Annotated in this window: 25 protein-coding genes; 9 read left to right on the top strand and 16 right to left on the bottom strand. The window is 65.1% G+C overall.

All coding sequences use genetic code 11. The annotated features are described in order from the left end of the window. On the top strand, window positions 1-180 hold a 180-nt coding region (locus K289_RS0123815; protein WP_027553839.1), incomplete at its 5' end, for a transposase. A 256-nt stretch (window positions 181-436) separates the two neighbouring features. Here the strand turns inward: K289_RS0123815 and K289_RS0123810 are convergent. From K289_RS0123810 to K289_RS0123785, 6 genes are all read right to left on the bottom strand, one after another. After that, complete coding sequence (locus tag K289_RS0123810; RefSeq protein ID WP_027553838.1) at window positions 437-661, bottom strand: YodC family protein; 225 nt, start codon at window positions 659-661, stop codon at window positions 437-439. A gap of 401 nt (window positions 662-1,062) precedes the next feature. Continuing rightward, complete coding sequence (locus K289_RS0123805; protein ID WP_035685568.1) at window positions 1,063-1,803, bottom strand: HAD family hydrolase; 741 nt, start codon at window positions 1,801-1,803, stop codon at window positions 1,063-1,065. Beyond that, window positions 1,800-2,699, bottom strand: coding sequence for an oxygen-dependent coproporphyrinogen oxidase (gene hemF, locus K289_RS0123800; RefSeq protein ID WP_035685553.1), 900 nt, complete (start codon window positions 2,697-2,699; stop codon window positions 1,800-1,802). The genes K289_RS0123805 and hemF overlap by 4 nt, the downstream gene beginning before the upstream one ends. A 4-nt stretch (window positions 2,700-2,703) precedes the next feature. Continuing rightward, window positions 2,704-3,069: a 6-carboxytetrahydropterin synthase gene (locus K289_RS0123795; protein ID WP_027553835.1), complete on the bottom strand. Its 366-nt coding sequence runs from the start codon at window positions 3,067-3,069 to the stop codon at window positions 2,704-2,706. A 17-nt stretch (window positions 3,070-3,086) separates the two neighbouring features. Beyond that, window positions 3,087-3,719, bottom strand: coding sequence for a 7-carboxy-7-deazaguanine synthase (gene queE, locus K289_RS0123790; protein ID WP_027553834.1), 633 nt, complete (start codon window positions 3,717-3,719; stop codon window positions 3,087-3,089). A 19-nt stretch (window positions 3,720-3,738) separates the two neighbouring features. Continuing rightward, complete coding sequence (locus tag K289_RS0123785) at window positions 3,739-4,197, bottom strand: tRNA (cytidine(34)-2'-O)-methyltransferase (RefSeq protein ID WP_027553833.1); 459 nt, start codon at window positions 4,195-4,197, stop codon at window positions 3,739-3,741. Window positions 4,198-4,475: 278 nt separating this feature from the next. Here K289_RS0123785 and petA point away from each other — a divergent pair, with 278 nt between their 5' ends. From petA to K289_RS0123755, 6 genes are all read left to right on the top strand, one after another. Next, window positions 4,476-5,006: a ubiquinol-cytochrome c reductase iron-sulfur subunit gene (petA, locus tag K289_RS0123780; protein WP_027553832.1), complete on the top strand. Its 531-nt coding sequence runs from the start codon at window positions 4,476-4,478 to the stop codon at window positions 5,004-5,006. 62 nt (window positions 5,007-5,068) lie between these two features. Then, complete coding sequence (fbcH, locus tag K289_RS0123775; protein WP_027553831.1) at window positions 5,069-7,132, top strand: cytochrome b/c1; 2,064 nt, start codon at window positions 5,069-5,071, stop codon at window positions 7,130-7,132. Between the two features lie 264 nt (window positions 7,133-7,396). Beyond that, window positions 7,397-8,071: a dienelactone hydrolase family protein gene (locus K289_RS0123770; RefSeq protein ID WP_027553830.1), complete on the top strand. Its 675-nt coding sequence runs from the start codon at window positions 7,397-7,399 to the stop codon at window positions 8,069-8,071. A gap of 34 nt (window positions 8,072-8,105) precedes the next feature. Then, on the top strand, window positions 8,106-8,720 hold the full coding sequence (locus K289_RS0123765) for a hypothetical protein (protein WP_245283984.1): 615 nt from the start codon (window positions 8,106-8,108) through the stop codon (window positions 8,718-8,720). Window positions 8,721-8,982: 262 nt separating this feature from the next. Next, on the top strand, window positions 8,983-11,148 hold the full coding sequence (locus tag K289_RS0123760; RefSeq protein WP_027553828.1) for an anthranilate synthase component I: 2,166 nt from the start codon (window positions 8,983-8,985) through the stop codon (window positions 11,146-11,148). A 115-nt stretch (window positions 11,149-11,263) separates the two neighbouring features. Next, window positions 11,264-11,803 carry an adenine phosphoribosyltransferase gene (locus K289_RS0123755; protein WP_027553827.1) on the top strand — a complete coding sequence of 180 codons (540 nt, stop codon included), beginning with the start codon at window positions 11,264-11,266 and terminating at the stop codon, window positions 11,801-11,803. A gap of 44 nt (window positions 11,804-11,847) precedes the next feature. Here K289_RS0123755 and K289_RS0123750 read toward each other — a convergent pair whose 3' ends face one another. From K289_RS0123750 to K289_RS0123715, 8 genes are all read right to left on the bottom strand, one after another. Then, on the bottom strand, window positions 11,848-12,516 hold the full coding sequence (locus K289_RS0123750; RefSeq protein ID WP_027553826.1) for a hypothetical protein: 669 nt from the start codon (window positions 12,514-12,516) through the stop codon (window positions 11,848-11,850). Between the two features lie 60 nt (window positions 12,517-12,576). Further along, complete coding sequence (locus K289_RS0123745) at window positions 12,577-13,329, bottom strand: hypothetical protein (protein WP_027553825.1); 753 nt, start codon at window positions 13,327-13,329, stop codon at window positions 12,577-12,579. A gap of 199 nt (window positions 13,330-13,528) precedes the next feature. Further along, window positions 13,529-14,782: a M48 family metallopeptidase gene (locus tag K289_RS0123740; protein WP_027553824.1), complete on the bottom strand. Its 1,254-nt coding sequence runs from the start codon at window positions 14,780-14,782 to the stop codon at window positions 13,529-13,531. A gap of 171 nt (window positions 14,783-14,953) precedes the next feature. Then, window positions 14,954-15,514 (bottom strand): LemA family protein, encoded by a 561-nt coding sequence (locus K289_RS0123735; protein ID WP_027553823.1) that lies wholly within the window; start codon window positions 15,512-15,514, stop codon window positions 14,954-14,956. Window positions 15,515-15,659: 145 nt separating this feature from the next. Beyond that, on the bottom strand, window positions 15,660-16,637 hold the full coding sequence (locus tag K289_RS0123730) for a small ribosomal subunit Rsm22 family protein (protein ID WP_027553822.1): 978 nt from the start codon (window positions 16,635-16,637) through the stop codon (window positions 15,660-15,662). A 229-nt stretch (window positions 16,638-16,866) separates the two neighbouring features. Next, a complete protein-coding gene (smc, locus tag K289_RS0123725; RefSeq protein WP_027553821.1) occupies window positions 16,867-20,331 on the bottom strand; it encodes a chromosome segregation protein SMC in 3,465 nt (1,154 codons plus the stop codon). 230 nt (window positions 20,332-20,561) lie between these two features. Continuing rightward, window positions 20,562-21,233: a DsbA family protein gene (locus K289_RS0123720; RefSeq protein ID WP_027553820.1), complete on the bottom strand. Its 672-nt coding sequence runs from the start codon at window positions 21,231-21,233 to the stop codon at window positions 20,562-20,564. 129 nt (window positions 21,234-21,362) lie between these two features. Continuing rightward, entirely contained in the window at window positions 21,363-21,842 is a 480-nt protein-coding gene (locus K289_RS0123715) for a DUF721 domain-containing protein (protein ID WP_027553819.1), read from the bottom strand. A gap of 118 nt (window positions 21,843-21,960) precedes the next feature. Here K289_RS0123715 and mutY point away from each other — a divergent pair, with 118 nt between their 5' ends. Together mutY and K289_RS0123705 are read left to right on the top strand one after the other, a co-directional pair. Further along, complete coding sequence (gene mutY, locus K289_RS0123710) at window positions 21,961-23,082, top strand: A/G-specific adenine glycosylase (protein ID WP_027553818.1); 1,122 nt, start codon at window positions 21,961-21,963, stop codon at window positions 23,080-23,082. A gap of 65 nt (window positions 23,083-23,147) precedes the next feature. Beyond that, window positions 23,148-23,567 carry a PaaI family thioesterase gene (locus K289_RS0123705; protein WP_027553817.1) on the top strand — a complete coding sequence of 140 codons (420 nt, stop codon included), beginning with the start codon at window positions 23,148-23,150 and terminating at the stop codon, window positions 23,565-23,567. Between the two features lie 110 nt (window positions 23,568-23,677). Here K289_RS0123705 and K289_RS48890 read toward each other — a convergent pair whose 3' ends face one another. Both K289_RS48890 and K289_RS51700 read right to left on the bottom strand, forming a co-directional pair. Then, window positions 23,678-24,088, bottom strand: coding sequence for a hypothetical protein (locus K289_RS48890; protein ID WP_245283983.1), 411 nt, complete (start codon window positions 24,086-24,088; stop codon window positions 23,678-23,680). 8 nt (window positions 24,089-24,096) lie between these two features. Further along, complete coding sequence (locus K289_RS51700) at window positions 24,097-24,270, bottom strand: hypothetical protein (protein ID WP_198024753.1); 174 nt, start codon at window positions 24,268-24,270, stop codon at window positions 24,097-24,099. Window positions 24,271-24,504: the final 234 nt, after the last annotated feature.

The following is a 24,504-nucleotide window of genomic DNA, read 5'->3' as shown; positions in this document are numbered from 1 at the left end:
GAGACGGTCGAGCATCCCTTTGGCACGATCAAGGCCCGTATGGGTGCAACCCACTTCTTGATGAAGCGCCTACGGAACGTCGCCGCCGAGATGGCTTTGCACGTCCTGGCCTATAACCTCACTCGGGTGATGAACATCGTCGGCAAACCGAGCCTGATTGCAGCAATCCGCGCCACCTGAACGCGCGGAAGTGCGTCCAAAAGCGCCACCGCGCGTCGCTATAACCACCTCAGCCGGCTATTGGACGATCCGACGCGAAAACATCGGCGGCCTGCAACGATTGTCGACTACGGCCGCTTCCGAGCTATCCATTTCCACACAACCAAGACCCTTCCGCGACATCCAGCGATGTCCGCTATTGCGCCGCTATTGGCAGAGAAACGGACATCGACGCGCCGGAGCCGGGCACCCCGATCCAAGTAGGATGCGGTCTTGCCTATTCGTCGTCTTCGTCCTCGTCGTCATCCTCGTCTTCGTCGTCCTCTTCCTCGTCGGGGTCTTCTTCCACCTGCACGAGCGTGGCCAGCGGCAATGTCTCGCGGAACAGATCGCCTTCCATGCCCATCCAGAGGCAGAGCACTTCGTCCTCCTTGATCTCCGCAACGGTCAGCGGCTGGCCGCCGGATTTCAGCATCACGACATCGCCGGCTTTCAATTCCATGGATTGTCCTTTCGAGTTGAACCGGACGCGAGGCTAGCAATTTGTCATGACACCCGGAAAACGGGCGAGCGGCAGCGCCATCACATGAGACATGTGGGACTGCCGATCGTGCTCGGCCTGCATGGTTCGAGACGCCCGCTGTGCGGGCTCCTCACCATGAGGTTATTGCCGCAAAACGCAAAACCTCATCCTGAGGGCCCGCCAAAGGCGGGTGTCTCGAAGGATGGGCCGCAGGTGAGCTGACTACTAAGGCCTTCCATCGCAGCCACCGCGAGGATGCCATCATCTTCCTGTTTTGCCCGACGTGTCAAAGCCGTTTCGTAAAATCCGCAGCCCCTTGAATTTGCAGCAGCCACCTACTGTGCATGGGGTTGTTTTCGCTATTTTGTCTTCGCCCCGGGCTACGCCGGGTCCGGCAACAGCTCGCTCAGCGAGCGGATGATGCGGTCGGGCTTGACGGTCGAGCCTTCCGGCAGGCCGTCGCCGTGCACGTCCATCCAGATCCCGTAGATGCCGAGGCGCTGCGGCGTCACGACTTCCCATTCCAGGTTGTCGCCGATCATCCATGTATCCTTGGCGGTGACGCCGAGCGCGTCCATTGCGTGCAGATAGGCGCGCTCCTCGGGCTTGCCGAAACCGTGCTCGCCCTCGATCTGGATGTGATGGAAACGGTGCGCCAGCTCGAAGCGTTCGACCTTGGCGCGCTGCATGTCGGCGGCGCCGTTGGTCACCAGCGCGAGCTTGATGCCGAATGCCTTCAGCCGGTCGATGGCCTCATGCGCGCCGGGGAAGACGAACATCTCCTCCTCGCGATAGGCGGTGAAACGGTCGGCAATGCGAATTGCTAGATCGTCGGGCAGGGCGCGGTGACCGGCGGCCGCCAGCGCGGCAAAGCCGCCCTTGACCGTCAGATGTCGGGCCTCGGCGAGCTTGAGCCGCCAGGCGGCTTCCGCATTGGCCCAGAAGTTTCGCGCGAAGGACAAGACGGCGGCCGCGACCTCTTGCGGCGGAAGCGGCGCAAGCTCCGCGGCGAACTCGGCGGCGATCGTGTTCCAGGCGATCTCGGGCCGGCCATAGGCCGACAGGATGGTGTCATCCATGTCGATCAGCATGGCGCGGGGCAGCGGCTTCATCGCGGTCATGGCCACTTCACCTCCGGCGGCAGCGACGACAGGATCGAATCCACGTTGCCGCCGGTCTTGAGCCCGAAGATGGTGCCGCGGTCGTAGAGCAGATTGAACTCGACATAGCGCCCGCGGCGGATCAGCTGCTCCTCGCGATCTGCAGCGGTCCAGCTGGTCGCGAAATTGCGCCGCACGATGTCAGGATAGATTTTCAGGAAAGCGCGACCGACGTCCTGGGTGAAGGCGAGGTCGGCGTCCCAGTCGCCGCTGTCGTGCCAGTCGTAGAAGATGCCGCCGATGCCGCGCGCTTCCTTCCGGTGCGGCAGATAGAAATACTCGTCGCACCACTTCTTGTACTTGTCGTAGTCGGCGACGCCGTTCGGTCCGCTGCAGGCGTCCTTCATCGCGGCGTGGAAGGCGATGGTGTCCGCATCGTCCTGCGTGCGCCGGCGGTCGAGCACGGGCGTGAGGTCGGCGCCGCCGCCGAACCAGGCCTTGGTGGTGACGACGAAGCGCGTGTTCATGTGTACCGCCGGCACGTGCGGATTGCGCATGTGCGCGATCAGGGAGATGCCGGAGGCCCAGAAGCGCGGATCCTCGGCCGCGCCCGGGATCTGCGCGCGGAGTTCGGGGGCGAACTCGCCGTGGACGGTCGAGCAGTGCACGCCGACCTTCTCGAACAGACGGCCGTACATCATCGACATCACGCCGCCGCCGCCGGGCGCGCCGCTGTGGTCGGTGCGCTGCCACGGCGTGCGTTCGAAGTGGCCGGCGTTGCCGGGATAGAGCGCCTTGGGCGCATCGTCTTCCAATCGCTCGAAGCTTTCGCAGATGTCGTCGCGCAAGCGTTCGAACCAGTTGCGCGCGCGGGCCTTGCGATCCTCAATCGAGTTCGGGTCAATCGCAGATGTCATGTCGTCAGCCTTGCGGACCGTAATAGGTGCAGCTCTCGTTGCAGCTGTCACGGTGAATGCTGACGCGGGTCAGCCCCTCGATGTGCTGGAGGCGCTCCCAGACGAAGCGCGAGAGGTTTTCCAGCGTCGGCACGCCAATCGCATCGATCTTGTTGAGGAACTTGTGGTCCAGCGTCAGCCGCACGTCCTCGATCGCGCGCTGGACGAGGCCGAGATCGACTACCATGCCGGTCACCGGATCGGGCGTGCCGCGCAGGCTCACCTCGGCACGGAAGGAGTGGCCGTGGATTTCTTCGCTTGCCGCACCGAAGGTCGTTCCCGACAGCGAATGCGCTGCCTCGAAGCGGAAGGATTTCGTCAATTCCCACATCTGTTCGCAGACCAATCCTATCTGATGCCGAGTGACTTGTGCGTCTGTACGCTGAGGCGCCATTGCGGATGACGCAGGCAATAGTCGATGGCGCGTGCCGTGTTCTCGGCGACCTCGGGCCCATCCATCGGCTGCAGCGAGAAGCGCTCGAAGGCGAGGCCTTCGAAGGCTTCCGGCGCTGCGAGCGGCTGGGGATAGACCAGCTTCAATTCGTGACCCTGCCGCAGCACCAGCTCGCTGCCGCCCTTGGGGCTGACGCAGATCCAGTCGAGCCCCTCGGGCGGTGCGATCGTGCCGTTGGTCTCCACGCCGATCTCGAAGCCGCGGGCATGGAGCGCCTCGATCAGGGCGTCATCCAGCTGCAGCAGCGGCTCGCCTCCGGTCAGCACCACGTAGCGGTTGTGGCCTGCGCCGGTCCACTGCGCGGCGATGGTGTCGGCGAGTTCCGCTGATGTCGCGTAGCGTCCGCCGAGCGTGCCGTCGGTGCCGACGAAATCCGTGTCGCAGAATTTACACACGGCGTCCGCGCGATCGGCCTCGCGGCCGCTCCAGAGGTTGCAGCCGGCAAAGCGGCAGAACACGGAGGCGCGTCCCGCATGGGCGCCTTCGCCTTGCAGGGTCAGGAAGATCTCCTTGACCGCGTAACTCAACTTAACTCTCCTCAAAATATCAAACCTGCGGGTTCCGCACCTGCCGCAGCGCTTCGCCTGCGGCCATCGCCGCGGTCATCGCCACATTGAGCGACCGCAGCCCGGGCGTGATCGGGATCACCAGCCGCGCATCCGCGGCCTCGACCACTGCGTCGGTGACGCCGGCGCTCTCGCGCCCGAATAGCAGGATGTCCGACGTCTGGTAACGGAAATCGAGATAGTTCGTGGCGCCCTTGGTGGTGAAGAGCAAGAGGCGGTAGCCCTGTGCCGCGCGCCAGGCCGAGAATTTCGACCAGGAGTCGTGCCGGGTCACGCTGACATGATCGAGATAGTCCATTCCCGCCCGGCGGAACAAGCGGTCCGAGACAGGAAAACCGGCGGGCTCGATGATGTGGGCCGCCATCCCCAGGCAGGCGCAGAGCCTGAGAATCGTACCCGTGTTCTGGGCGATGTCGGGTTGGAAAAGCGCTATCTGCATGGGGTCCAGCGGGTCGGTTGCGGGCCGGAAATGTCTCAATAAAACATCGCTCGCCCGGGAATTCGTGCATTGCACGCTTCCGCGCCGATAGCGGGCTTGCGCTCGCCCGGCAAGGGTGCCAATAGAACGATTCTGGACTGCTGTTTCACCCGTTTCGGCGTGGGCAAGCAATGTTCTGCCGCCGCGGGGGGCCGCGGGCGCCGGCAGCCTGTTCTGGGGACCTTTGGGCGCCCCCTGGAGCGGTTCCACCGGTCGCATAAGAAGAAAGGGTTGGAATCGTGACGACAGCGTCTTCGGCGGACCATCCGACACGCCGTGATTTCTTATTCGTTGCAACGGGGGCATTCGCAGCGGTAGGGGGCGCGGCAGCGCTTTGGCCGTTCATTTCCCAGATGAATCCGGACGCCTCGACGATCGCCGCCGGCGCGCCGATCGAGGTCGATCTCAGCCCGATCGCCGAGGGCCAGGACATCAAGGTGTTCTGGCGCGGCAAGCCGATCTACATCAGCCACCGCACCAAGAAGCAGATTGAGGAAGCGCGCGCCGTACCCGTGGCGAGCCTGCCCGATCCGCAGAGCGACGAGGCCCGGGTCAAGGCCGGCCACGACCAGTGGCTGGTCGTGATCGGCATCTGCACTCATCTCGGCTGTATCCCGATCGCCCATGAGGGCAATTACGACGGCTTCTTCTGCCCGTGCCACGGTTCGCAGTACGACACGTCCGGCCGTATCCGCCAAGGGCCCGCGCCCGCCAACCTTGCGGTGCCGCCCTACCAGTTCGTCTCCGACACCAAAATTCAGATCGGCTGAGCTTTGGGCCATCGCCCGAAGCTTCGCGCCGTCACGTCGTTTTATTTCCTCAGGATCGCATCATGAGCGGACCATCCGACTACCAGCCGAGCAATCCGGCACTGCAGTGGATCGAGCGGCGCCTGCCGATCTTTGGTCTCATGCACTCGTCATTCGTCGCCTATCCCACCCCGCGTAACCTGAACTACTGGTGGACCTTCGGCGCCATCCTCTCCTTCATGCTCGGGATGCAGATCCTCACCGGCGTGATCCTGGCGATGCACTACACGCCGTACGCCGATCTGGCCTTCAAGTCGGTCGAGCTGATCGTGCGCGACGTCAATTACGGCTGGCTGCTGCGCAACATGCATGCCGTCGGCGCGTCGATGTTCTTCTTTGCCGTCTATGTCCACATGTTCCGCGGCCTTTACTACGGGTCGTACAAGGAGCCGCGTGAGGTGCTGTGGATCCTCGGCGTCATCATCTACCTCCTGATGATGGCGACCGGCTTCATGGGCTACGTGCTGCCGTGGGGCCAGATGAGCTTCTGGGGCGCCACCGTCATCACCAACCTGTTCTCGGCCATTCCCTATGTCGGCGAGAGCATCGTGACGTTGCTGTGGGGCGGCTACTCGGTCGGCAACCCGACGCTGAACCGCTTCTTCTCGCTGCACTATCTGCTGCCGTTCCTGATCGCGGGCGTCGTCGTGCTCCACGTCTGGGCACTGCATGTCGCCGGTCAGAACAATCCTGACGGCGTCGAGCCGAAGTCGGAAAAGGACACGGTGCCGTTCACGCCGCATGCGACCATCAAGGACATGTTCGGCGTGTCCTGCTTCCTGATCCTCTATGCCTGGTTCATCTTCTACATGCCGAACTATCTCGGCGACGCCGACAACTACATCCCGGCGAACCCGGGCGTGACGCCGCCGCACATCGTGCCGGAATGGTATTACCTGCCGTTCTACGCGATCCTGCGCTCGATCCCGAACAAGCTGGCGGGCGTGATCGCGATGTTCTCGGCGATCCTCATCCTGTGCTTCCTGCCCTGGCTCGACAGCGCCAGGACCAGGTCCTCGAAGTACCGTCCGCTCGCCAAGCAGTTCTTCTGGATCTTCGTCGTGGTCTGCGTGCTGCTCGGCTATCTCGGTGCGCAGCCGCCGGAGGGCATCTACGTGATCGCCGGCCGGGTCCTGACGGTCTGCTACTTCGCCTACTTCCTGATCGTGCTGCCGCTGCTCTCGCGCATCGAGACGCCGCGGCCGGTGCCGAACTCGATCTCGGAGTCGGTGCTTGCGAGGGGCGGCAAGGTCGCGGCCTCCGTCGCGGTCGCGCTCGTCGCCGCCGGCGCGCTGTTCCTCGGCACCCTGCAGGACGCCCGGGCCAACGAAGGCAGCAACAAGCCGCCGGGTAACAAGTGGTCGTTCGCCGGTCCCTTCGGCACGTTCGACCGCGGCGCGCTGCAGCGCGGGCTGAAGGTCTACAAGGAGGTCTGCGCCAACTGCCACGGCCTGTCCTACATCGCCTTCCGCAACCTCTCGGAAGCCGGTGGTCCAGGGTACTCGGTCGCCCAGGCGGCGGCGTTTGCCTCGGAGTACAAGATCAAGGACGGTCCGAACGATGCCGGCGACATGTTCGAGCGCCCCGGTCGTCCCGCCGACTACTTCCCCTCGCCATTCCCGAACGAGCAGGCCGCTCGTGTGGCGAACGGCGGTGCGGCGCCGCCGGATCTGTCGCTGATCACCAAGGCGCGCTCCTATGAGCGCGGCTTCCCCTGGTTCATCTTCGACTTCTTCACCCAGTACCAGGAGCAGGGTCCGGACTACGTCGCCGCGGTGCTTCAGGGCTTCGAGGAGAAGGTCCCGGAGGGTGTGACCATCCCGGAGGGGTCCTACTACAACAAGTACTTCCCCGGCCACGCCATCAAGATGCCGAAGCCGCTCAGCGACGGGCAGGTGACCTATGACGACGGCTCGCCGACCACGGTCGCGCAGTACGCCAAGGACGTCACCACCTTCCTGATGTGGGCTGCCGAGCCGCACATGGAGGCGCGCAAGCGCCTCGGCCTCCAGGTGTTCGTGTTCCTGATCCTGTTCGCGGGCCTGATGTACTTCACCAAGAAGAAGGTCTGGGCCGACTCGCACTGAGCGGCGGAGACGAGAAATGAAAAGGCCCCCGCGAGGGGGCTTTTTTTTGGCTCAGTTCACCATCATTCCGGGGCGATGCGTCAGCATCGAGCCCGGAATCCATTCGTCCGCCAACGCAGCGGCCCGATGGATTCTCCGATGCGCAATTTCGCATCATAGCTCGCGCGATCGCGCGCCCCGGAATGACGGGAGTGTGGATTGCGTCGCGCCCGCCCACCAGCCAAAATACCGCCAACCGCCCCCAGAACATCGTCGGAGGACAACATGGGAACCGTCATCACCTTCAAGCGCCCGGACGGCAAGGACGCATCGGGGTATCTCGCCAACGCGGCGCGCGGCAATGCGCCGGGCGTGGTCGTGATCCAGGAGTGGTGGGGGCTGTCGGACCAGATCAAGGGCCTGTGCGACCGCTTCGCGCTGGCCGGCTTCGACGCGCTGGCGCCCGATCTCTACAAGGGCAAGGTCGTGCCGTATCACGATACGGAGAGCGCCAACAAGGAGATGAACTCGCTCGACTTCATGGACGCCACCACGCAGACCGTGCGCGGCGCCACGCAATATCTGTCCCGCAACGGCGCCAAGGTCGGCCTGACCGGCTTCTGCCTCGGCGGCGCGGTGACCATCATCGGTGCCACCAAGATCCCGGAGCTTGCGGCCGGCGTCGTGTTCTACGGCATTCCGCCGGAGCAGGCGGCCAAGCCCGCCGACGTCAAGATCCCGCTCCAGGCCCACTTCGCCAACAAGGACGACTGGTGCACGCCGCAGGTGGTGGATGCCTTCGAAAAGGGCATGAAGTCCGCCGGCAAGTCGCTGGAGCTGTTTCGCTATGACGCCGAGCACGCCTTCGTCAACGAGCAGCGCCAGGCCGTGCACGACCGCGAAGCCGCCGAGCTCGCCTGGGGCCGCGCCACGGAGTTTTTCCGCAAGCATCTGGGGTGAGCGCAGCTGCGATCGGACCAGGCACCGAGAGGGCATGTCGATCTCGTCTTTCACGCACCGCGTGCTCGGCCTGCTCGTTCGGTCGATGGCCGCTGCCGGCGGGGCCCTTGTGCTGACGACGGCTCAGGCGCCGGCAGAGCAAGCGTTTGTGACGCTGGACGGCGATCTCAAGAAAGAGGCCTGGTGGGCCATCGCCGATTTTCACCCGTTCACGACCGAGGTTCGCGGCATACCCGCGAACCAGATTCGAAAGAGTTGGTGCAAGGCCACTGAATTTCGCAAGGACCTGATCCCGAAGGAACTGCGGCTCGAGGGCAGTGCCGATGTGATGAAGGCGGCCAGGATGTCGTTTGCGATCGAAGGCCGTTTCGACGGCACGGCCAAGCAAGTTGCCGTGGTCGGCGTCTTTCAGGAATGCGCCGGTCCAAAAGGCAGGTTCTTCCTGATCCTCGATCAACCCGCCGGTGGGACGCCCAGGATCCGCTTTGTCGATACCGTGCGGACAAACCGTCAGTTCGGCGCGCTTCAGAAAGGGCAGGGCGGCAGCATCGTCGCCTGGGAGTGCATGGATTGTGACGGGAGTTCTGTCCTGAAATGGGATCGGAAGAAGCGCAAATTCGGCTGGGTGCCTCAGCCCGAAGAACAGTAGCAACGGGCGGCTTTTGGGCGCTTCAGTCCGAAATGGTCCGGCCCTCCGGCCCTTGACGCCGCTCCCGCACCATGATGTTAGTTCCCCCATGAGCACCGCCGTCCGCCCATCCCGTCGTTGGTGGCGCACCTCCTAAGAGGTGGCCGGTGCGATTTCTTTTCCCAAAATCGTCGAAGGTCGCCAACGCAGTGCGGCGGCCTGATCGTTTGTCCTGTGTGGCGTTCCCCCGGCAAGTCTCGTAAGAGGAGCCCAAGAGGATCACATGAACAGGACAGTCTTTGCCCTCCCGGCCAGAAGCGAATACGCGACCCGCGCCGGTCTCGCGGTCACGCGCGTGGTGGAGCAGTTCACCGGCGGCGCGAGCAAGCTCGACGATCTCATCAACCTGCTCGACCGCCGCCGTGGCGTCGTGCTGTCCTCGGGCACGACCGTGCCGGGCCGCTACGAGAGCTTTGACCTCGGCTTCTCCGACCCGCCGCTCAAGCTCGAGACGGTCGGCTTCAACTTCACGCTGGAGGCGCTGAATGCGCGCGGGCAGGTGCTGATCGCCTTCCTCGGCGACGTCCTGCGCGAACCCTGCGTGGTGATCTCCGAGAAAAGCGCTTCGCGCCTGTCCGGCCACATCATCCGCGGCGATGCGCCGGTCGAGGAAGACCAGCGCACGCGGCGTGCCAGCGTGATGTCGCTGGTGCGGGATCTCATCGCTGCCTTCTCCGCCAATGAAGATGGCCTGCTCGGCCTGTTCGGCGCCTTCGCCTACGACCTCGTCTTCCAGATCGAGGACCTCGTGCAGAAGCGCGCGCGCGAGCAGGACCAGCGCGACATCGTGCTCTATGTTCCGGATCGCCTGCTCGCCTATGACCGCGCCACTGGCCGCGGCGTCGTCCTGACCTATGATTTCGCGTGGAAGGGCAAGTCCACCGAAGGCCTGCCGCGGGAGACCGCCGAGAGCCCTTACCTGAAGACGCCGCGCCAGGGCTTCGCCGATCATGCGCCCGGCGAATATCAGGCGACGGTCGAGACCGCGCGCGCGGCCTTTGCGCGCGGCGATCTGTTCGAGGCGGTGCCGGGACAGCTCTTCGCCGAGCCCTGCGAGCGTTCGCCGGCCGAAGTCTTCCAGCGCCTCTGCGTCATCAACCCGTCGCCCTACGGCGCGCTGATGAATCTCGGCGACGGCGAATTCCTGGTGTCGGCCTCGCCGGAAATGTTCGTGCGCTCCGACGGGCGCCGCGTCGAGACCTGCCCGATCTCGGGCACGATCGCGCGCGGCACCGATGCGATCGGCGACGCCGAGCAGATCCGCCAGCTCCTGAACTCGGAAAAGGACGAGTTCGAGCTCAACATGTGCACCGACGTCGACCGCAACGACAAGGCGCGCGTCTGCGTCCCCGGCACGATCAAGGTGTTGGCGCGCCGCCAGATCGAGACCTATTCAAAGCTGTTCCACACCGTCGATCATGTCGAGGGCATGCTGCGCCCCGGCTTCGATGCGCTGGATGCGTTCCTCACCCACGCCTGGGCCGTGACGGTGACCGGCGCGCCAAAGCTCTGGGCTATGCAGTTCGTCGAGGATCACGAGCGCTCGCCGCGGCGCTGGTATGCCGGCGCGATCGGCGCGGTGAATTTCGACGGCAGCATCAACACCGGCCTCACCATCCGCACCATCCGCATGAAGGATGGTCTCGCCGAGGTGCGCGTCGGCGCCACCTGCCTGTTCGACTCCGATCCGGCCGCGGAAGATCGCGAATGCCAGGTCAAGGCGGCGGCGCTGTTCCAGGCGCTGCGCGGTGATCCGCCAAAGCCGCTGTCGAGCTTCGCGCCCGACGCGACCGGCTCGGGCAAGCAGGTGCTGCTGATCGACCATGACGACAGTTTCGTGCACATGCTCGCCGACTATTTCCGCCAGGTCGGCGCCAGCGTCACCGTCGTGCGCTATGTGCACGCGCTCGACATGCTCAAGCAGAAGAAATGGGATCTGCTGGTGCTGTCGCCGGGACCGGGACGGCCCGAGGATTTCGGGATCAAGAAGACGATCGACGCGGCGCTGGAGAAGAAGCTGCCGGTGTTCGGCGTCTGCCTCGGCGTGCAGGCAATTGGCGAATATTTTGGCGGGGAGCTTGGGCAACTGGCGCATCCCGCCCATGGCCGGCCCTCGCGGGTGCAGGTGCGCGGCGGCAGGTTGATGCGCAATCTGCCGAACGAAATCGTCATCGGCCGCTATCATTCGCTCTTTGTCGAGCGCGACAGCATGCCGGACGTCCTGAACGTGACCGCGAGCACCGAGGACGGCGTCGCCATGGCGCTGGAGCACAAGACGCTGCCGGTCGCCGGCGTGCAATTCCACCCGGAATCGCTGATGTCGCTGGGCGGCGAGGTGGGCTTGCGCATCGTCGAGAACGCATTCCGGCTGGATGCGGGGACGAATTGAGTGCAGTCATTGCGAGGAGCGGAGCAACGAAGCAATCCAGCCTGTCTCAGCGGGGAAGGTCTGGATTGCTTCGCTTCGCTCGCAATGACAGAATAAAGCCTAAAGCGAGACATCAATGACTTTTGACCACGATCTGAAGGCCAGCGTCCGCACGATCCCCGACTATCCCAAGCCCGGGATCATGTTCCGCGACATCACCACGCTGCTCGCCGACGCGCGCGCCTTCCGCCGCGCAGTCGACCAGCTCGTGCACCCCTGGGCCGGCAACAAGATCGACAAGGTCGCCGGCATGGAGGCGCGCGGCTTCATCCTCGGCGGCGCGGTAGCGCACCAGCTTTCCGCCGGCTTCGTGCCGATCCGGAAAAAAGGCAAGCTGCCGCACACCACCGTGCGCATCGCCTATTCGCTGGAGTACGGCATCGACGAGATGGAGATGCATGTCGATGCGGTCGCGCCCGGCGAGCGCGTGATCCTGGTCGACGATCTCATTGCCACCGGCGGCACCGCAGAGGGCGCGGTGAAGCTGCTGCGGCAGATCGGCGCCAACGTGATCGCCGCCTGCTTCATCATCGACCTGCCCGAGCTCGGCGGCGCCGCCAAGCTGCGCGCCATGGACGTCCCGGTCCGCACCCTGATGACGTTCGAGGGGCACTAAGCGACCTCGGTTCGGTTGGCTAGTATTGCCCGGGTAAAATAATCCTAGGACTGCTGCAGGATCAGGCTGAGCTCGAGCTCGCGGAAGGCGAGGTAGTTCCGCCGGATCCACTGGTGCAGCTCGGTCGATGTGTCCTTCTCCTGGCGCAAATAGCCGGTGAAGGAGAAGTTCAGCCGGTCGATATAGGTCTTCAGGAAGCCGGGCAGGGCGGCCAGGCGGAACAGCCGGCCGCCTTCCATCGCAGGCGGCAGCTCGCCGCGCACGACGTATTCGTTGTCCACCGTGATCAGGTTTATCCGCGGGATCTGTCCGCGCAGCATGTCGTGCGCGCGGGCCGAGACGCGGTCGGTGTCGGCGACGAACAGGATCATGGGCGCGACGTGCCGGCGCGCGGCCTCCTTCAACAGGCCGATCTCGTCGGTCATCTTGAAGAACTCGTCGAAGGCGTGGAAGCCGAGGTCGATCACCTTGGCGAGGCCGTCATCGACGATGACGCGGTCCATGAGCTGCATCTTGCCGTAGGTGTCGACCACGTCGGCGGTCTCGGTGACCCGCGGCAGATAGTCGAGCAGCGACGGTTCCTTCAGATTGACGTCGAAGGCTGCGACGTCGCCGTTCTTGAGCAGCAGGAATTCGGTCAGCAGACGTGCCAACAGCGTCTTGCCGACCTGCGGGCGGGGCGAGCAGATGATGTAGACGGGCGTGGCGGACATCGACAGCTATATCAGGCTAGACTGGCGCCCAATCCAGCCGCATCCGCAGCTCGCCCGCAACTATTTTTCGCTGCTGCGGGCCGCGGGCTTGGAGCCGACGATGTCGGTCAGCCGGATGCGGTCGAACTCGCTCCAGACGTTCGCCAGCCAGTGCCGGACATAGCCGCGCAGCACGAAGGAATAGTTCGCGGCCTCGTCGTTCATCCCCTTGTTGGCAACGAATTTCAGGAACGGAACGGACGAAACTTCGACCTGCTCATAGGCCATTTCGTTGAGCTTGGGGATGGTCAGCTCGGTCGCGTCCTTGATGCGGTGGAAGTAGGAATTGTAGGTCGACTGGTCCCACTGGAAGAACTGGGTGTCGTTGATGAAGTTCTTGACCAGGAAATATTTTGCGCCGGTCATGAAGCCCGCGGTCTCGGCGATTTCGTCCAGCGAGGCGATCGAGGGGCCGAGGATGTGGAACACGGCGAAGGTGATCTGGCCGGCCTTGGCGGCGTCCAGGAAACCGATGTCGCGCAGCGAGGCCAGTGCCGGCGAAAGCAGGCCGGCGCGGACGTCGATCACGGTCACCGACGGGCTCGCCGCATTGAGCGTGTCGAAGATCTTCATCTGATCGGCCGTCGTCATCATGTCGACGATCTCGGTAATCTCCGGGTGGAAGCGCTTCAGCGTTCCGCGCGGCGACTCCGTGTCGAACGCGCGCGTCGGCACGTTGTTGGCGGAAAAATAATCGAGCAAGGTGCGCGATACCGTGGTCTTGCCGACCCCGCCCTTGTCCGCGCCCACCACAACCACTGCCGGCTTTGCCATTGCTGTCCCCTAACGCGCGCCCGCCGATCGCTGGTTGCGATCGGCCGGGTCCCAAATCGACTTTCCAAAGTCTGCTGTTGGGCGCGAACATGGCAGAAACAAGGGAGAATTCAATTCCTTGCCGCTCCAATGCGGCAATTCCCGGGGGTTTTTCCCAATTGCCATGAAACCCGCGGCGCTCCCGCAGCAAGTCACGCGCTCAATGACGGCCCCAGGGACCCATGGGAGTCCCCACCGGATTGCCGAGCACGGTTCCGAAGGGGCTCCGCGCGGGGCCGGGAGGATCGGCCGGCTGGCCGGGTTCGTTCCATGGGCCTGTGGGGACGGGCGGCGGGGTGCCCTGCTGGTCGGCTTGGGTCTCGGGGTCTTGGGTCTCGGGGTTTTGGGCCTCGGGCTCTTCGGCCTCGCCGGCGGGCGTCGGCAGCGGGCCGGGATCATGGCCGCCGGCAAACTTGACCAGGGCGTCGACCCGGGACTTGACCGAGGGGTGGGTCGCGAACAGGTCGGCAAACCCCTCGCGGGGATTGTCGACGCAGAGCTCCATCACGGCCGAGGTCGCGCCCGGCAATTCGCCGCGGCCCTCGATCTTCCGCAGCGCCGAGATCATGGCGTCGGGATTTTTCGTCAGCTCCACCGAGCCGGCGTCGGCAAGAAACTCGCGCGAGCGCGACAGCGCGAGCTTGACCACCTGCGACATCAGCCACGCCACCACGATCAGCACCACCGCGATGACGATGACGATCACCGCGCCGCCGCCGGAGCTCTTGCTGTCGCTGCTCGAGGAGGATGAGCGCGACGAGGAGGACGACGAGCCCGACGACCACGAGCCGCCCGAGCCGGAACTCCAGTTGAAGCTCGTGAACAGGCGGAAGAACAACTCGCCGAAGAAGCCGACCACGCCGGCGATGATGACAGCGACGACCATGAGCTGCACGTCGCCGTTCTTGATGTGGGTCAGCTCGTGCCCCAGCACGGCCTCGATCTCCTGATCGTCCAGCGCTTTCAAGAGGCCCGTGGTGACGGTGACCGCATATTGCCGCGGGTTGAGGCCGGTCGCGAATGCGTTCAATGCCGGGCTCTCCATGATCTTCAGCTTCGGCATGGTGATGCCGCGCGAGATGCAGAGATTTTCGAGGAGATTGTAGAGCCGCGGTTCCTCCTGCCGGGTGACGTCGTGGCCGCCAGTCACCGCATCGATCATCGACTGGTGGAAGAAATAGGCGATCACGATCCAGACGATCACCGCGATGGTTGCGACGGGCGAGGCGACGATCAGATCGTGGAAGGCGCGGCTCAGATAGTAAGCGACGGTTTCGTTACTGTCGATGACGACTTCAGCGACCAGCGCGCCGGCATAGACCAGCACGTAGACCAGCATGAACAGGCCGGCGAGCAGCACCATCGAACGAAACTTGTTCGAGGCGATATGCGTGTAGAGACCATACGCGGCCATGGCTGTTTCCGTTAGCTCCTGTCATTCCAGGGTACGCGAACGACGCGAACCCGGAACCTGGAGCTTAGTGTCTCGGTCGTCATTCCGGGTTCGCGTCTTCGACGCGCCCACATTGCGCACTTGCGCAATGTGGAATGATGAAGGTGAGAAAACTCCAGTCGCGCGCGCCAATCAGAACTTCACCTGCGGCGTCGCCTCGACCTCGGTGCGGCTCGCGCCGAGATCGAAGAAATCCTTGCGCGTGAAGCCGAACATGCCGGCGAACAGCGCGGCGGGCATCTGCTGGATGCCGGTGTTGTATTCCTGGACCGCATTGTTGAAGAAGCGGCGGCTCGCCGCGATCTTGTTCTCGAGGTCGGAGAGCTCGCTGGCGAGCTGCTGGAAATTGGCATTGGCCTTGAGGTCGGGATAGGCCTCCGACAGCGCGATCAGCCGGCCGAGCGCGCCGGAGAGCTGGTTCTCGGCCGCGGAGACTTGCGCCGGGCCCTGCGCCGACATCGCCGAGTTGCGCGCCTTGATGACGTCGTCGAGCGTGCCGCGCTCATGCGCGGCGTAGCCCTTCACCGTCTCGACCAGATTCGGGATCAAATCGTGGCGCTGCTTGAGCTGCACGTCGATGTCGGCAAAGGCCTGGCTGACGCGCTGGCTCAGCGCCACCAGCCGGTTGTAGGCGCCGAAGGCGAACAGCACGAGGACGACGATAACGCCGAGAACGATCCAGCCGGTCGACATGGAGAACTCCTGAAGGGGATTGAAGGCGGGCAGGGTAAACCAAAATGGCGCCGGACGGCAGGCCGGCGCGCAAGGGAGGCAAAGGGAGGTAAGACTTGGTCGGATGTGGACCCATCCGAGTTCAAGGCAAAAGCGCCGAACGGGGTTAACTTTCGGACATGACGGCGTCGCCCCAGCGCCAACGCCGGGCGTCCGCATAGGCGGCCTTGTCGCGCCGCGGGACCTTTGTCAGTGCGACACCGCCCTCGGTGCAGAGCTTTGCCGTGATCTCGGCCTTGCCGACATCAGGCGGCGCCAGTATGCGCGAGGCGCGCGCCACGGGCGGTGTGCGGGTCAGGGCGACGTAGATGAACCGCTCGTCCTCGAACGGCACCTCGGCGCCCTTGATCTGCCGGTGTGCCTGGGAGCGCGGCAGGCGCTGGGAGAAATGGCACCAGTCGGGCGCTGTCAGTGGACACGGCTTCTCGTGCGGGCAGGGAGCCGCGACAGAGCCGCCGGCCGCGATCAGCTGCTGGCGCAACGCGAGGATGCGCGCATAGCCCGCCGGCGTGCCGGGCTCGATCACGATCAGCGCATGGCGCGCTTTCGCCCACATCGCCTCGGTGAGCGCGCGCTGGTCGCTCTCACCGAGCTCGCCCACGATGTAGCTCGCAATCACGATGTCGGCGGATGAGACCTCGGCGAGGTTGGTGCCGGCATCGCCGGGCAGATAGCGGCAATCCGCCAGTCGTACGCTGTCGCGGGCGAGCTCGAGCGCGAGCCGGCTCAGCGTCGCGTTGGCATCGAGCAGGGTGAAGGCTTGCAGTGATGGAAAGGCCTCCGCGGCGGCCCAGCTCGCGGTGCCCGGGCCTGCGCCAACGTCGAGCAGGGTTTCCGGAGCCAAGTCCGGCGCGATCTCGGTCAGCGCGTTCAGGCTCGCAGCTACGGCAGCATAGGTGGCCGGCATCCGCGCCAGGGCATAGGCGAGCGCATCGGCTTCGGACTTGATCGTGCCCGAGCCGCCGCCGGCGCGATAGGTGCTGGAGATCTGCGACGACCGCCGCGCCGCATCGGTGCGGGAAAAGCCCTGGAGCTTGCCGTCGAGCGCGGCCTTGAGTTCGGGGGGAAGCGTCGGTGAAATCATCTTCCATCGTCACGCCCCGCGCAGGCGGGGCATCCAGTACTCCGAGAGAGCGGACGTCGATCGAGGAGCCGCGGCGTACTGGATCATCCGCCTTCGCGGATGATGACGTCAATCCGTGTGGCGCGAGATTCTCAGGTGCGCAATTGCGCACCATAGTTCTCGCGGAGCCTGTCATCGGGCCGCGCTTCGCGCGGGCCCGGTGGCGAGCCCGGAATGACCGTCAATATCCTCACGCCACGTTCTGGTCAAGGATCTCCACCGCCTCTTGCAGGCTCACAGACACGAGCTGCGAGACGCCGCGCTCGGCCATGGTGACGCCGAACAGCCGGTTCATCCGCGCCATCGTGATCGGATTGTGCGTGATGATGATGAAGCGCGTATCGGTCGAGCCGGTCATCTCGTGCAGGAGGTTGCAGTAGCGCTCGACGTTGTGGTCGTCGAGCGGTGCGTCGACTTCGTCCAGCACGCAGATCGGCGAGGGGTTGGTGAGGAACACGGCGAAGATCAGCGCCATGGCGGTCAGCGCCTGCTCGCCGCCCGAGAGCAGCGACAGCGTCTGCGGCTTCTTGCCCGGCGGCTTTGCGATGATCTCGAGGCCGGCCTCCAGCGGGTCGTCGCTCTCGATCAGGTGCAGCGCCGCCTCGCCGCCGCCGAACAGCTCGACGAAGAGGCGCTTGAAGTGGTTGTTGACGACCTCGAACGAGGTCAGCAGCCGCTCGCGCGCTTCCTTGTTGAGGCTCTGGATGCCCTGGCGGAGACGTTTGATGGCTTCGACGAGGTCGTCGCGCTCGGTGACGAGGCCGGTGTGCTGGCCCTCGACTTCGCGCAGCTCTTCCTCGGCGCGCAGGTTCACCGCACCCAGGCGCTCGCGGTCGCGGCGCATCTTTTCGAGATCCTCCTCGATCTCGTGCAGCGGCGGCAGTTCGGCGCCGGGCTCGATCTCGGCAAGGCCCGCGACCGCCTGCGGCTCGACCTCGAGCATGTCGCGGATTTCGCGCTCGATGTCCTCAAGCCGGCGCCGCGCGCCTTCCATGCGCTCCTCGGCGCGCGCGGTCGCCTCGCGTGAGCTCGACAGCGCCTCGAGCGTCAATTTCGCGACACGATCGGTCTCCGCCATCGCGGTTTCCGCGCTGGCGAGCGCGTCGGCGGCGATGCGACGATCGCTCTCGGCGTATTCGATCTCGGTGATCAGCGCGCTGCGCTTCTCCGCGAACACGGCCGGCGCGTTTTCGAGCTCGCTGCGCTCGATCGAGACCTCGGTGATGCGGGCCTGGATGGTGTCGATGTGGGAGGCCGCGCCCTCCTTGCGGTTCTGCCACTCGGTGCGCTCGGCGAGGATCGCCTGCACGCGGCGGTCGGCGAGCTCGGCCTCGCGCGCCAGCGCCTGCGCCTCGGCGCGGACCTGGGCCGCCATGCGGCGATGGCCTTCGATGTCGCTGCGGACCGCGGCGAGCTGGGTCTCGGTGTCCTCGCTCGACGGCAGCTCGGTGATCGCGGCCGCGGCATATTCATGCGCGGCCTCGGCCTCGGCGCGGTCGGCGGCGAGACGGCTGTGTGCTTCCGACAGCGTCGCCTTGCGCGCGGCGTGACGGCTGATCTCGCGCTCGGCCGTGGCATGGCGCTCGCGTGCGGCGTTCAGCTCGCGCTGCGCGGCGCGCCAGGCTTCGCGCGAAGCACCTTCGGTGCTGGCGGCCATCTGCAGTTCGGCCTCGGCATTCTCGAGCGCCTGACGCTTGATCTGGGCGTCGATGCGGGCTTGCTCGAGCTCGTTCTCGATGTCGACGAGACGCGCGCGCTCGGCGAGACGCCGCGCGGCCCCGGTCGGCGCGTGAGCTGCTGCGACAAAGCCGTCCCAACGCCAGACGTCGCCTTCGGGCGAGACCAGCCGCTGGCCGGTCTTGAGCTGCGAGACCAGCTCGGCGCCGCGCTCGCGCGGCACCACGCCGATCTGCGCCAGACGGCGCGCCAGCTCGGCCGGCGCCTGCACGTGGTCGGCGAGCGGAACGACGCCGTCGGGCAGCGCCGGATCGCCTTCGGTGACGCCGGCATTGGTCCAGCGCATCGGCGCCGACGGATCGACCGGCGCGTCGAGATCATCGCCGAGCGCGGCGCCGATCGCCTTTTCAAAACCCTTGTCGACGGTGATGCCGTCGATGATCGGCGGCCACAGATTCTTGGTCTCGCCGTTGACGATCTTGGAGATCGTGCGCGCCTCGGTCTCGAGCCGTTGCACGCGCTTGTCGGCCTCATTCAGCGGCGAGCGCGAGGATTCCAGCGTCTGGCGCGCCGCGACGTGTGAAGCTTCGCTCGCCTGCGCCGCGGCTTCCGAAGCCGCAAGCGTCTGTTCCGCGTTCTCGACCGCTGCGGTCAGCTCGTCGAGATCGCCGAACCCGCCGGTCTCCGCCGCGAGCTTCTGCTCTTCCGCCGCGACATTCGCGATCTCCTGGTCGAGCCGGGCGAGCTTGTCGCGGTGGGTGCGGACGTTGGCCTCGAGCTGGTTGCGCTTGGCAGTGAGGTCGGCGAGCGAGGTGGTGAGCTCGGAGAAGCGCTGCTCGACTTCGGCGAGCGTCGCCTCGGCTTCGGAGACGCGCTCATCGACGCCGGAGCGCTTCTCGACGCGCGATTTGATCTCTTCCTTCAGCTCGGCATCTTCGGTGTCGAGCCGCTGCAGCGCGACGTCGGCGTCCATGGTCTGCTGCTGGGCGCGGGAGATGTCGCCTTCGAATTGCGCGAGGCGCCGCTCGAGCTCGGCGACGCGCTCCTTGGCGCGCTCTTCCTCGCGGTCGAGCAGTTCGCGGGCATTGGTCAGCCGCTGCAGCCCGGCTGCGGCGCGCGCTTCCGCGTCGCGCAGCGCCGGCATCTCGGCGGCGCGGATCGCCTGGATGCGGGCGGCTTCCGCCTGATGCTGGGTGCGCTCCGCCATCTCGCGGACCGCGAGATCATGGGTATGGCCGGAATCGTTGACCTCGGCATGGGCGCCGATCCAGCGCAGATGGAACAGCGTGGCCTCGGACTTGCGGACCTTCGCGGCGACCTCGCGATAGCGCACGGCCTGGCGGGCCTGCTTCTTCAGGCCTTCCATCTGGCCGGAGAGCTGGCCGATCACGTCCTCGACGCGGGTGAGGTTGGTTTCGGCCGCCTTCAGCCGCAGCTCGGCCTCGTGGCGGCGGGCGTGCAGGCCGGCGACGCCGGCGGCGTCTTCCAGCACGCGGCGGCGCTGCTCGGGCTTGGCCTGGATGATCTCGCCGATCTTGCCCTGGTGGACGAGGGCGGGCGAGCGCGCGCCGGTGGCGGCGTCTGCAAACAGGATCTGCACGTCGCGGGCGCGCACGTCGCGGCCGTTGATGCGATAGACCGAACCCGCCTCGCGCTCGATGCGGCGGGAGATTTCCAGAAGCTGGCTGTCGTTCATCGCCGCCGGTGCGGTGCGATCGGCATTGTCGATCGTCATCGTCACTTCGGCGTGGTTGCGCGCCGGGCGGTTGCCGGAGCCTGCGAAGATCACCGCGTCCATGTCGGCGGCGCGCAGCGATTTGTGCGAGGTCTCGCCCATCGCCCAGCGCAGCGCTTCGACGAGGTTCGACTTGCCGCAGCCGTTGGGTCCGACCACGCCGGTCAGGCCGGCCTCGATCACGAAGTCGGTGGGCTCAACGAAGGACTTGAAGCCATGAAGGCGCAGGCGGGTGATCTTCATAAACACGCATCTCTGTTGACAGGGTGCGAATCTCCCTGCCGGGACAATACCATAGAAGGCAATGTCGCTGTCTGAACGAGTCGCTCAAGGCGGCTCATGCGGCTGGACAATGGCCGTGCCGCGTCGCGAGGGCAACCTGCGAAACCCGCTTTTCCCAAGGGATTTGTGACGGGAATGATAGGGCTAGCGGCGCGCGAATCAGGCTTCGCGCGCGCGAATCAGCTTTCAAATCAGCTCTTGAGCAGCGAGTTGATCTTCTTCGCGAATTCCTCGAACGAGGCTTCGCCCTTGATCTTCTCACCGTTGATGAAGAACGTCGGCGTGGAATCGACCTTCAGCACATCGCTCGCATATTTCTGGTCGGCGGCGATCTTGTCGAGCAACGCCTGGTCCTTCAGGCAGGCCTCGACCTGCTGCTGGGTGAGGCCGGCCTGCTTGCCGATCCGGGCCAAGGTCTCCGTGGTGTTCTTCATCACCCAGTCGCTCTGCTGGCGGAACAGCATGTCGGTCACCGCGAAATATTTCGACGCGTCGCCGTTGGCGATGCAGCGCGACAGCATCGAGCCGGCGGCGGCTTTGATGTCGAGCGGGAACTCGCGGAAGATGTAACGAACCTTGCCGGTGTCGATGTATTCCTTCTTGATCTTCGGAAACACCTGCTCGTTGAAGGCGGCGCAGTGCGGGCAGGTCATCGAGGCGAATTCGGTGATGGTGACGGCGGCGTCCGCCGGGCCCAGCGCCATGTCGGGCAGCGACACCGGCTTGGCCACATCGGCGGCGGTCTGCGCCATTGCTTCAGGGATCATGGCCTCTGAGATGAACCGCAGCGGCGAGAGCCCGGCGAGCGCGGCAAGCCCGGTCAGCGACAGCATCGTGGTGAAGGCGCGGCGGGTGATGATCAAGGTCGGCTCCCGGATTGGCGTGGTCTCGCCCGAGGTTCCTTATCTCAGGCGGCCTGTCGCTAGCTTGAAACGTCGTTTGAGGCAATGGCGAGCCGCAAGGACGGGTCCAGATTGCACGCGCAATAAGGCTCAATTTCGCTTGATTGCGGCCCCCAGGCGCGCCAGCGCTGTCTTCAATTGTTCATCTTCGATGTCGGCGAGGCTTTCCGCCACCTTGGCCACGGCTTTCGGGTCCGGCGGGCCGGGCCGCACCGGGCGCCGGGCCCGCGACAGGGGAGCCTGGCGGAAGGCGAGCTTGCCGACCGCGCTCCAGCCGAAGAAGCGGTTGACCCGTTCCAGGATGACGTCGGCGGAGTGTTGGATTTCCAGCGCCATCGGTCCCTCGACCCGCAGCACCAGCGTCGCCGGCTCCTGCGGCTGGCCCTCAACGGGCCGCGGCCATTGCATCTTGAGCGGCTCGGCATGGGCCGCGATCTCCGCCCCGGCAATCTGCGCCCAGCGCGTCACCAGCTCGCGCGCGGCAAAGCCCTGCTTGGCATAGGCCTCGGCAAAGACGTCGTTGAGGAGGATCGAGAGCGGCTTTGCGCTGATGGGGCCGGGCTTGGACATGAGGGCCTTATAGCACTCCGGAGCGCAGGCCACAGGCTTCGCGAAGAAAGACGTGGATGCCCGCGACAAGCGCGGGCATGACGTGGAGAGATCGGCGCGAGCCGGTTACAGTGACAGCATGAGCCCCAAAGTTGCCCTGAAGGCGAAGTCGGAACCGGTTGAACCGGAACGTTTGGCGCGCCCGCTGGCGCTGCTCGCCTGGTACGACCGCCACCGCCGCAGGCTCCCTTGGCGCGCGGCGCCCGGCGAGACGGCGGATCCCTATCGCGTCTGGCTGTCGGAGATCATGCTGCAGCAGACCACGGTGAAGGCCGTCGGGCCCTATTTCGAAAAATTCGTCGTGCGCTGGCCGGACGTCACGGCGCTCGGGCGGGCTTCGCTCGACGACGTGCTGCGGATGTGGGCGGGGCTCGGCTATTATTCACGCGCACGCAATCTCTACGCCTGCGCGGTCGAGGTGACGCGCGAGCATGGCGGCGTGTTTCCCGACACCGAGGACGGCCTGCGCGCGCTGCCGGGGATCGGGCCCTACACGGCGGCCGCGATTGCCGCGATCGCCTTCGATCGCCGCACCATGCCGGTCGACGGCAATATCGAGCGGGTGGTGTCGCGGCTCTTTGCAGTTGAAGAAGAGCTCCCGCAGGCAAAGCCAAAGATCCAGCAATTGGCGGCGATGTTGCTCGCCGACTCACGCGCCGGCGACGAGAAGTCTCGCGCCGGCGACAGCGCGCAGGCGCTGATGGATCTCGGCGCTTCGATCTGCACGCCGAAGAAGCCGGCCTGCTCGTTATGTCCGTTCACCGACGGCTGCGTGGCGCGCACGCAAGGCACGCAGGACACATTCCCGCGCAAGGCGCCGAAGAAAAGCGGGACGCTGCGGCGGGGCGCCGCCTTCGTCGTCAGGCGCGGCGACGAGCTCCTCGTCCGCACCCGGCCTGAGAAGGGATTGCTCGGCGGGATGACCGAGGTGCCGGGTTCGGATTGGCGCGCCGGCCAGGACGACAAGCTGGCGAAAGAGCAGGCGCCGGAGCTGAAGGGGCTTTCGCGCTGGCAGCGCAGGCTGGGCGTCGTCACCCACGTCTTCACGCATTTTCCGCTGGAGCTCGTGGTCTACACCGCCCGGGTCGACGCCCGCACGCGCGCGCCAGACGGCATGCGCTGGGTGCCGGTCGCCACCCTCGCCGACGAAGCGCTGCCCAACGTCATGCGCAAGGTGATCGCGCACGCATTGGACGGCTAGCTATCCTGCTGACACCAGGCTGTCAGCAGGCCTGCGTTATTAGCGAGCGGCACCGGAGGCTTCGCATGGTCAAGACCGCGCTCGATAATTTTCCCAGACCGCCCTGCGCCGACCTGTTGGGTTGGCGTCTGCTCGATGCTCGTCCGCAAGACGGCTGGATCAGGCTTGCCTTCGAGGGCAGACCTGAGTTCTGCAATCCTGCCGGCTTCATCCAGGGCGGCATGCTCTCGGCCATGCTCGACGACACCATGGGCCCGGCGGTGCTCGTGATGAGCGAGGGCCGGCTCTACACCGCCACCGTCAGCATGACCGTGAACTTCCTCAGCCCGGCCAAGCCCGGGACGATCATCGGCGAGGCGACCGTGACGCAGCTCGGCAAGACCATCGCCTTCGTCGAGGCCAAGCTGATGGCCGAGGACGGCACCGTGCTCGCGACGGCAACCGCAAGCGAGCGGCTGCTCGAGGCGGCAAGGGTGGTGCTGTAGGTCTCGCCCTACACTCCACCTTCCTTTGAGGGGGACGAGACGAATGACCGAGCAGCAATTCAGAGAGCACGAAGTGCGGCTCGCGCGCTATCGGCTCTTGGAGCGAGAAGTTACTGATCCGCTGGCGCTTGGTCGCGAGTATCGGTCGGTCGCGGGCCTTGCGGACTGGAGATCCTGGCACGCCATCGCGCTTCAAAGGTGTCAAAGTCCCTCAGTGCCAGCGCTTGTGCATCCAATGGATTGCCGGGTTTGCTAGGCGCTATGACCGCGCCTGCAGCGTCTCCACGAGATTCGGTTTCGGGGGACTCTGAAGGCCACTCCAGCAATGATTTCGAAAGCATGGGCTTGCCCACGTACCAGCATTTTCGTCCGTCGATGAGACGATAGGACCACCACTCCCCTTGCGGATTTTGCGGCATTGCAGCGCGGCATTGTTGCTTGGCATGCACGCTCGTCATTTCGAGCAACGAGAGCGCAGCAGTGCAAATGATCAAAGCAAACGATGGAAGCGGTTTGCTCATGGGCGCGCTCAACTGCCGTGTTGCTGCAATCGACTTACAGCAACGATCAAGGCGGGGCGTTCGAGAACTTCCACCAACTTCTCAAGGATATGCGCATTATCCTTGGGCCAGGGCTGAAGGTATTCTTCCAATATGAGTTGCGCTTCGCTTATCGCTTGCAGGGCCAATTGCTGATCAGTCATCGCTGCTTACTCATCAATCAAATGTGGCGAAGAGATTAGAAGAAAGTAATCAAGTCAGCTTTTAGGAATATCCCCGCTGTTCTCTTTCACTTTTTGTTTCAAGTTCGGGGCCGCGGTGGCACGCTGCCTCGATCAGTGTGTGCAGACAGCCAAGCGCAGGCCGCCGCCTCGATCTTCCTTATCCTGGCCAAGCATTACGATCTTGAGCACGTCATCCGGCAATGGCCGTTGCAG

Origin of the sequence: Bradyrhizobium sp. Cp5.3 (assembly GCF_000426265.1) — a bacterium.
Taxonomy (GTDB): Bacteria; Pseudomonadota; Alphaproteobacteria; order Rhizobiales; family Xanthobacteraceae; genus Bradyrhizobium; species Bradyrhizobium neotropicale.
This window is presented reverse-complemented; position numbering and strand designations above follow the sequence as displayed.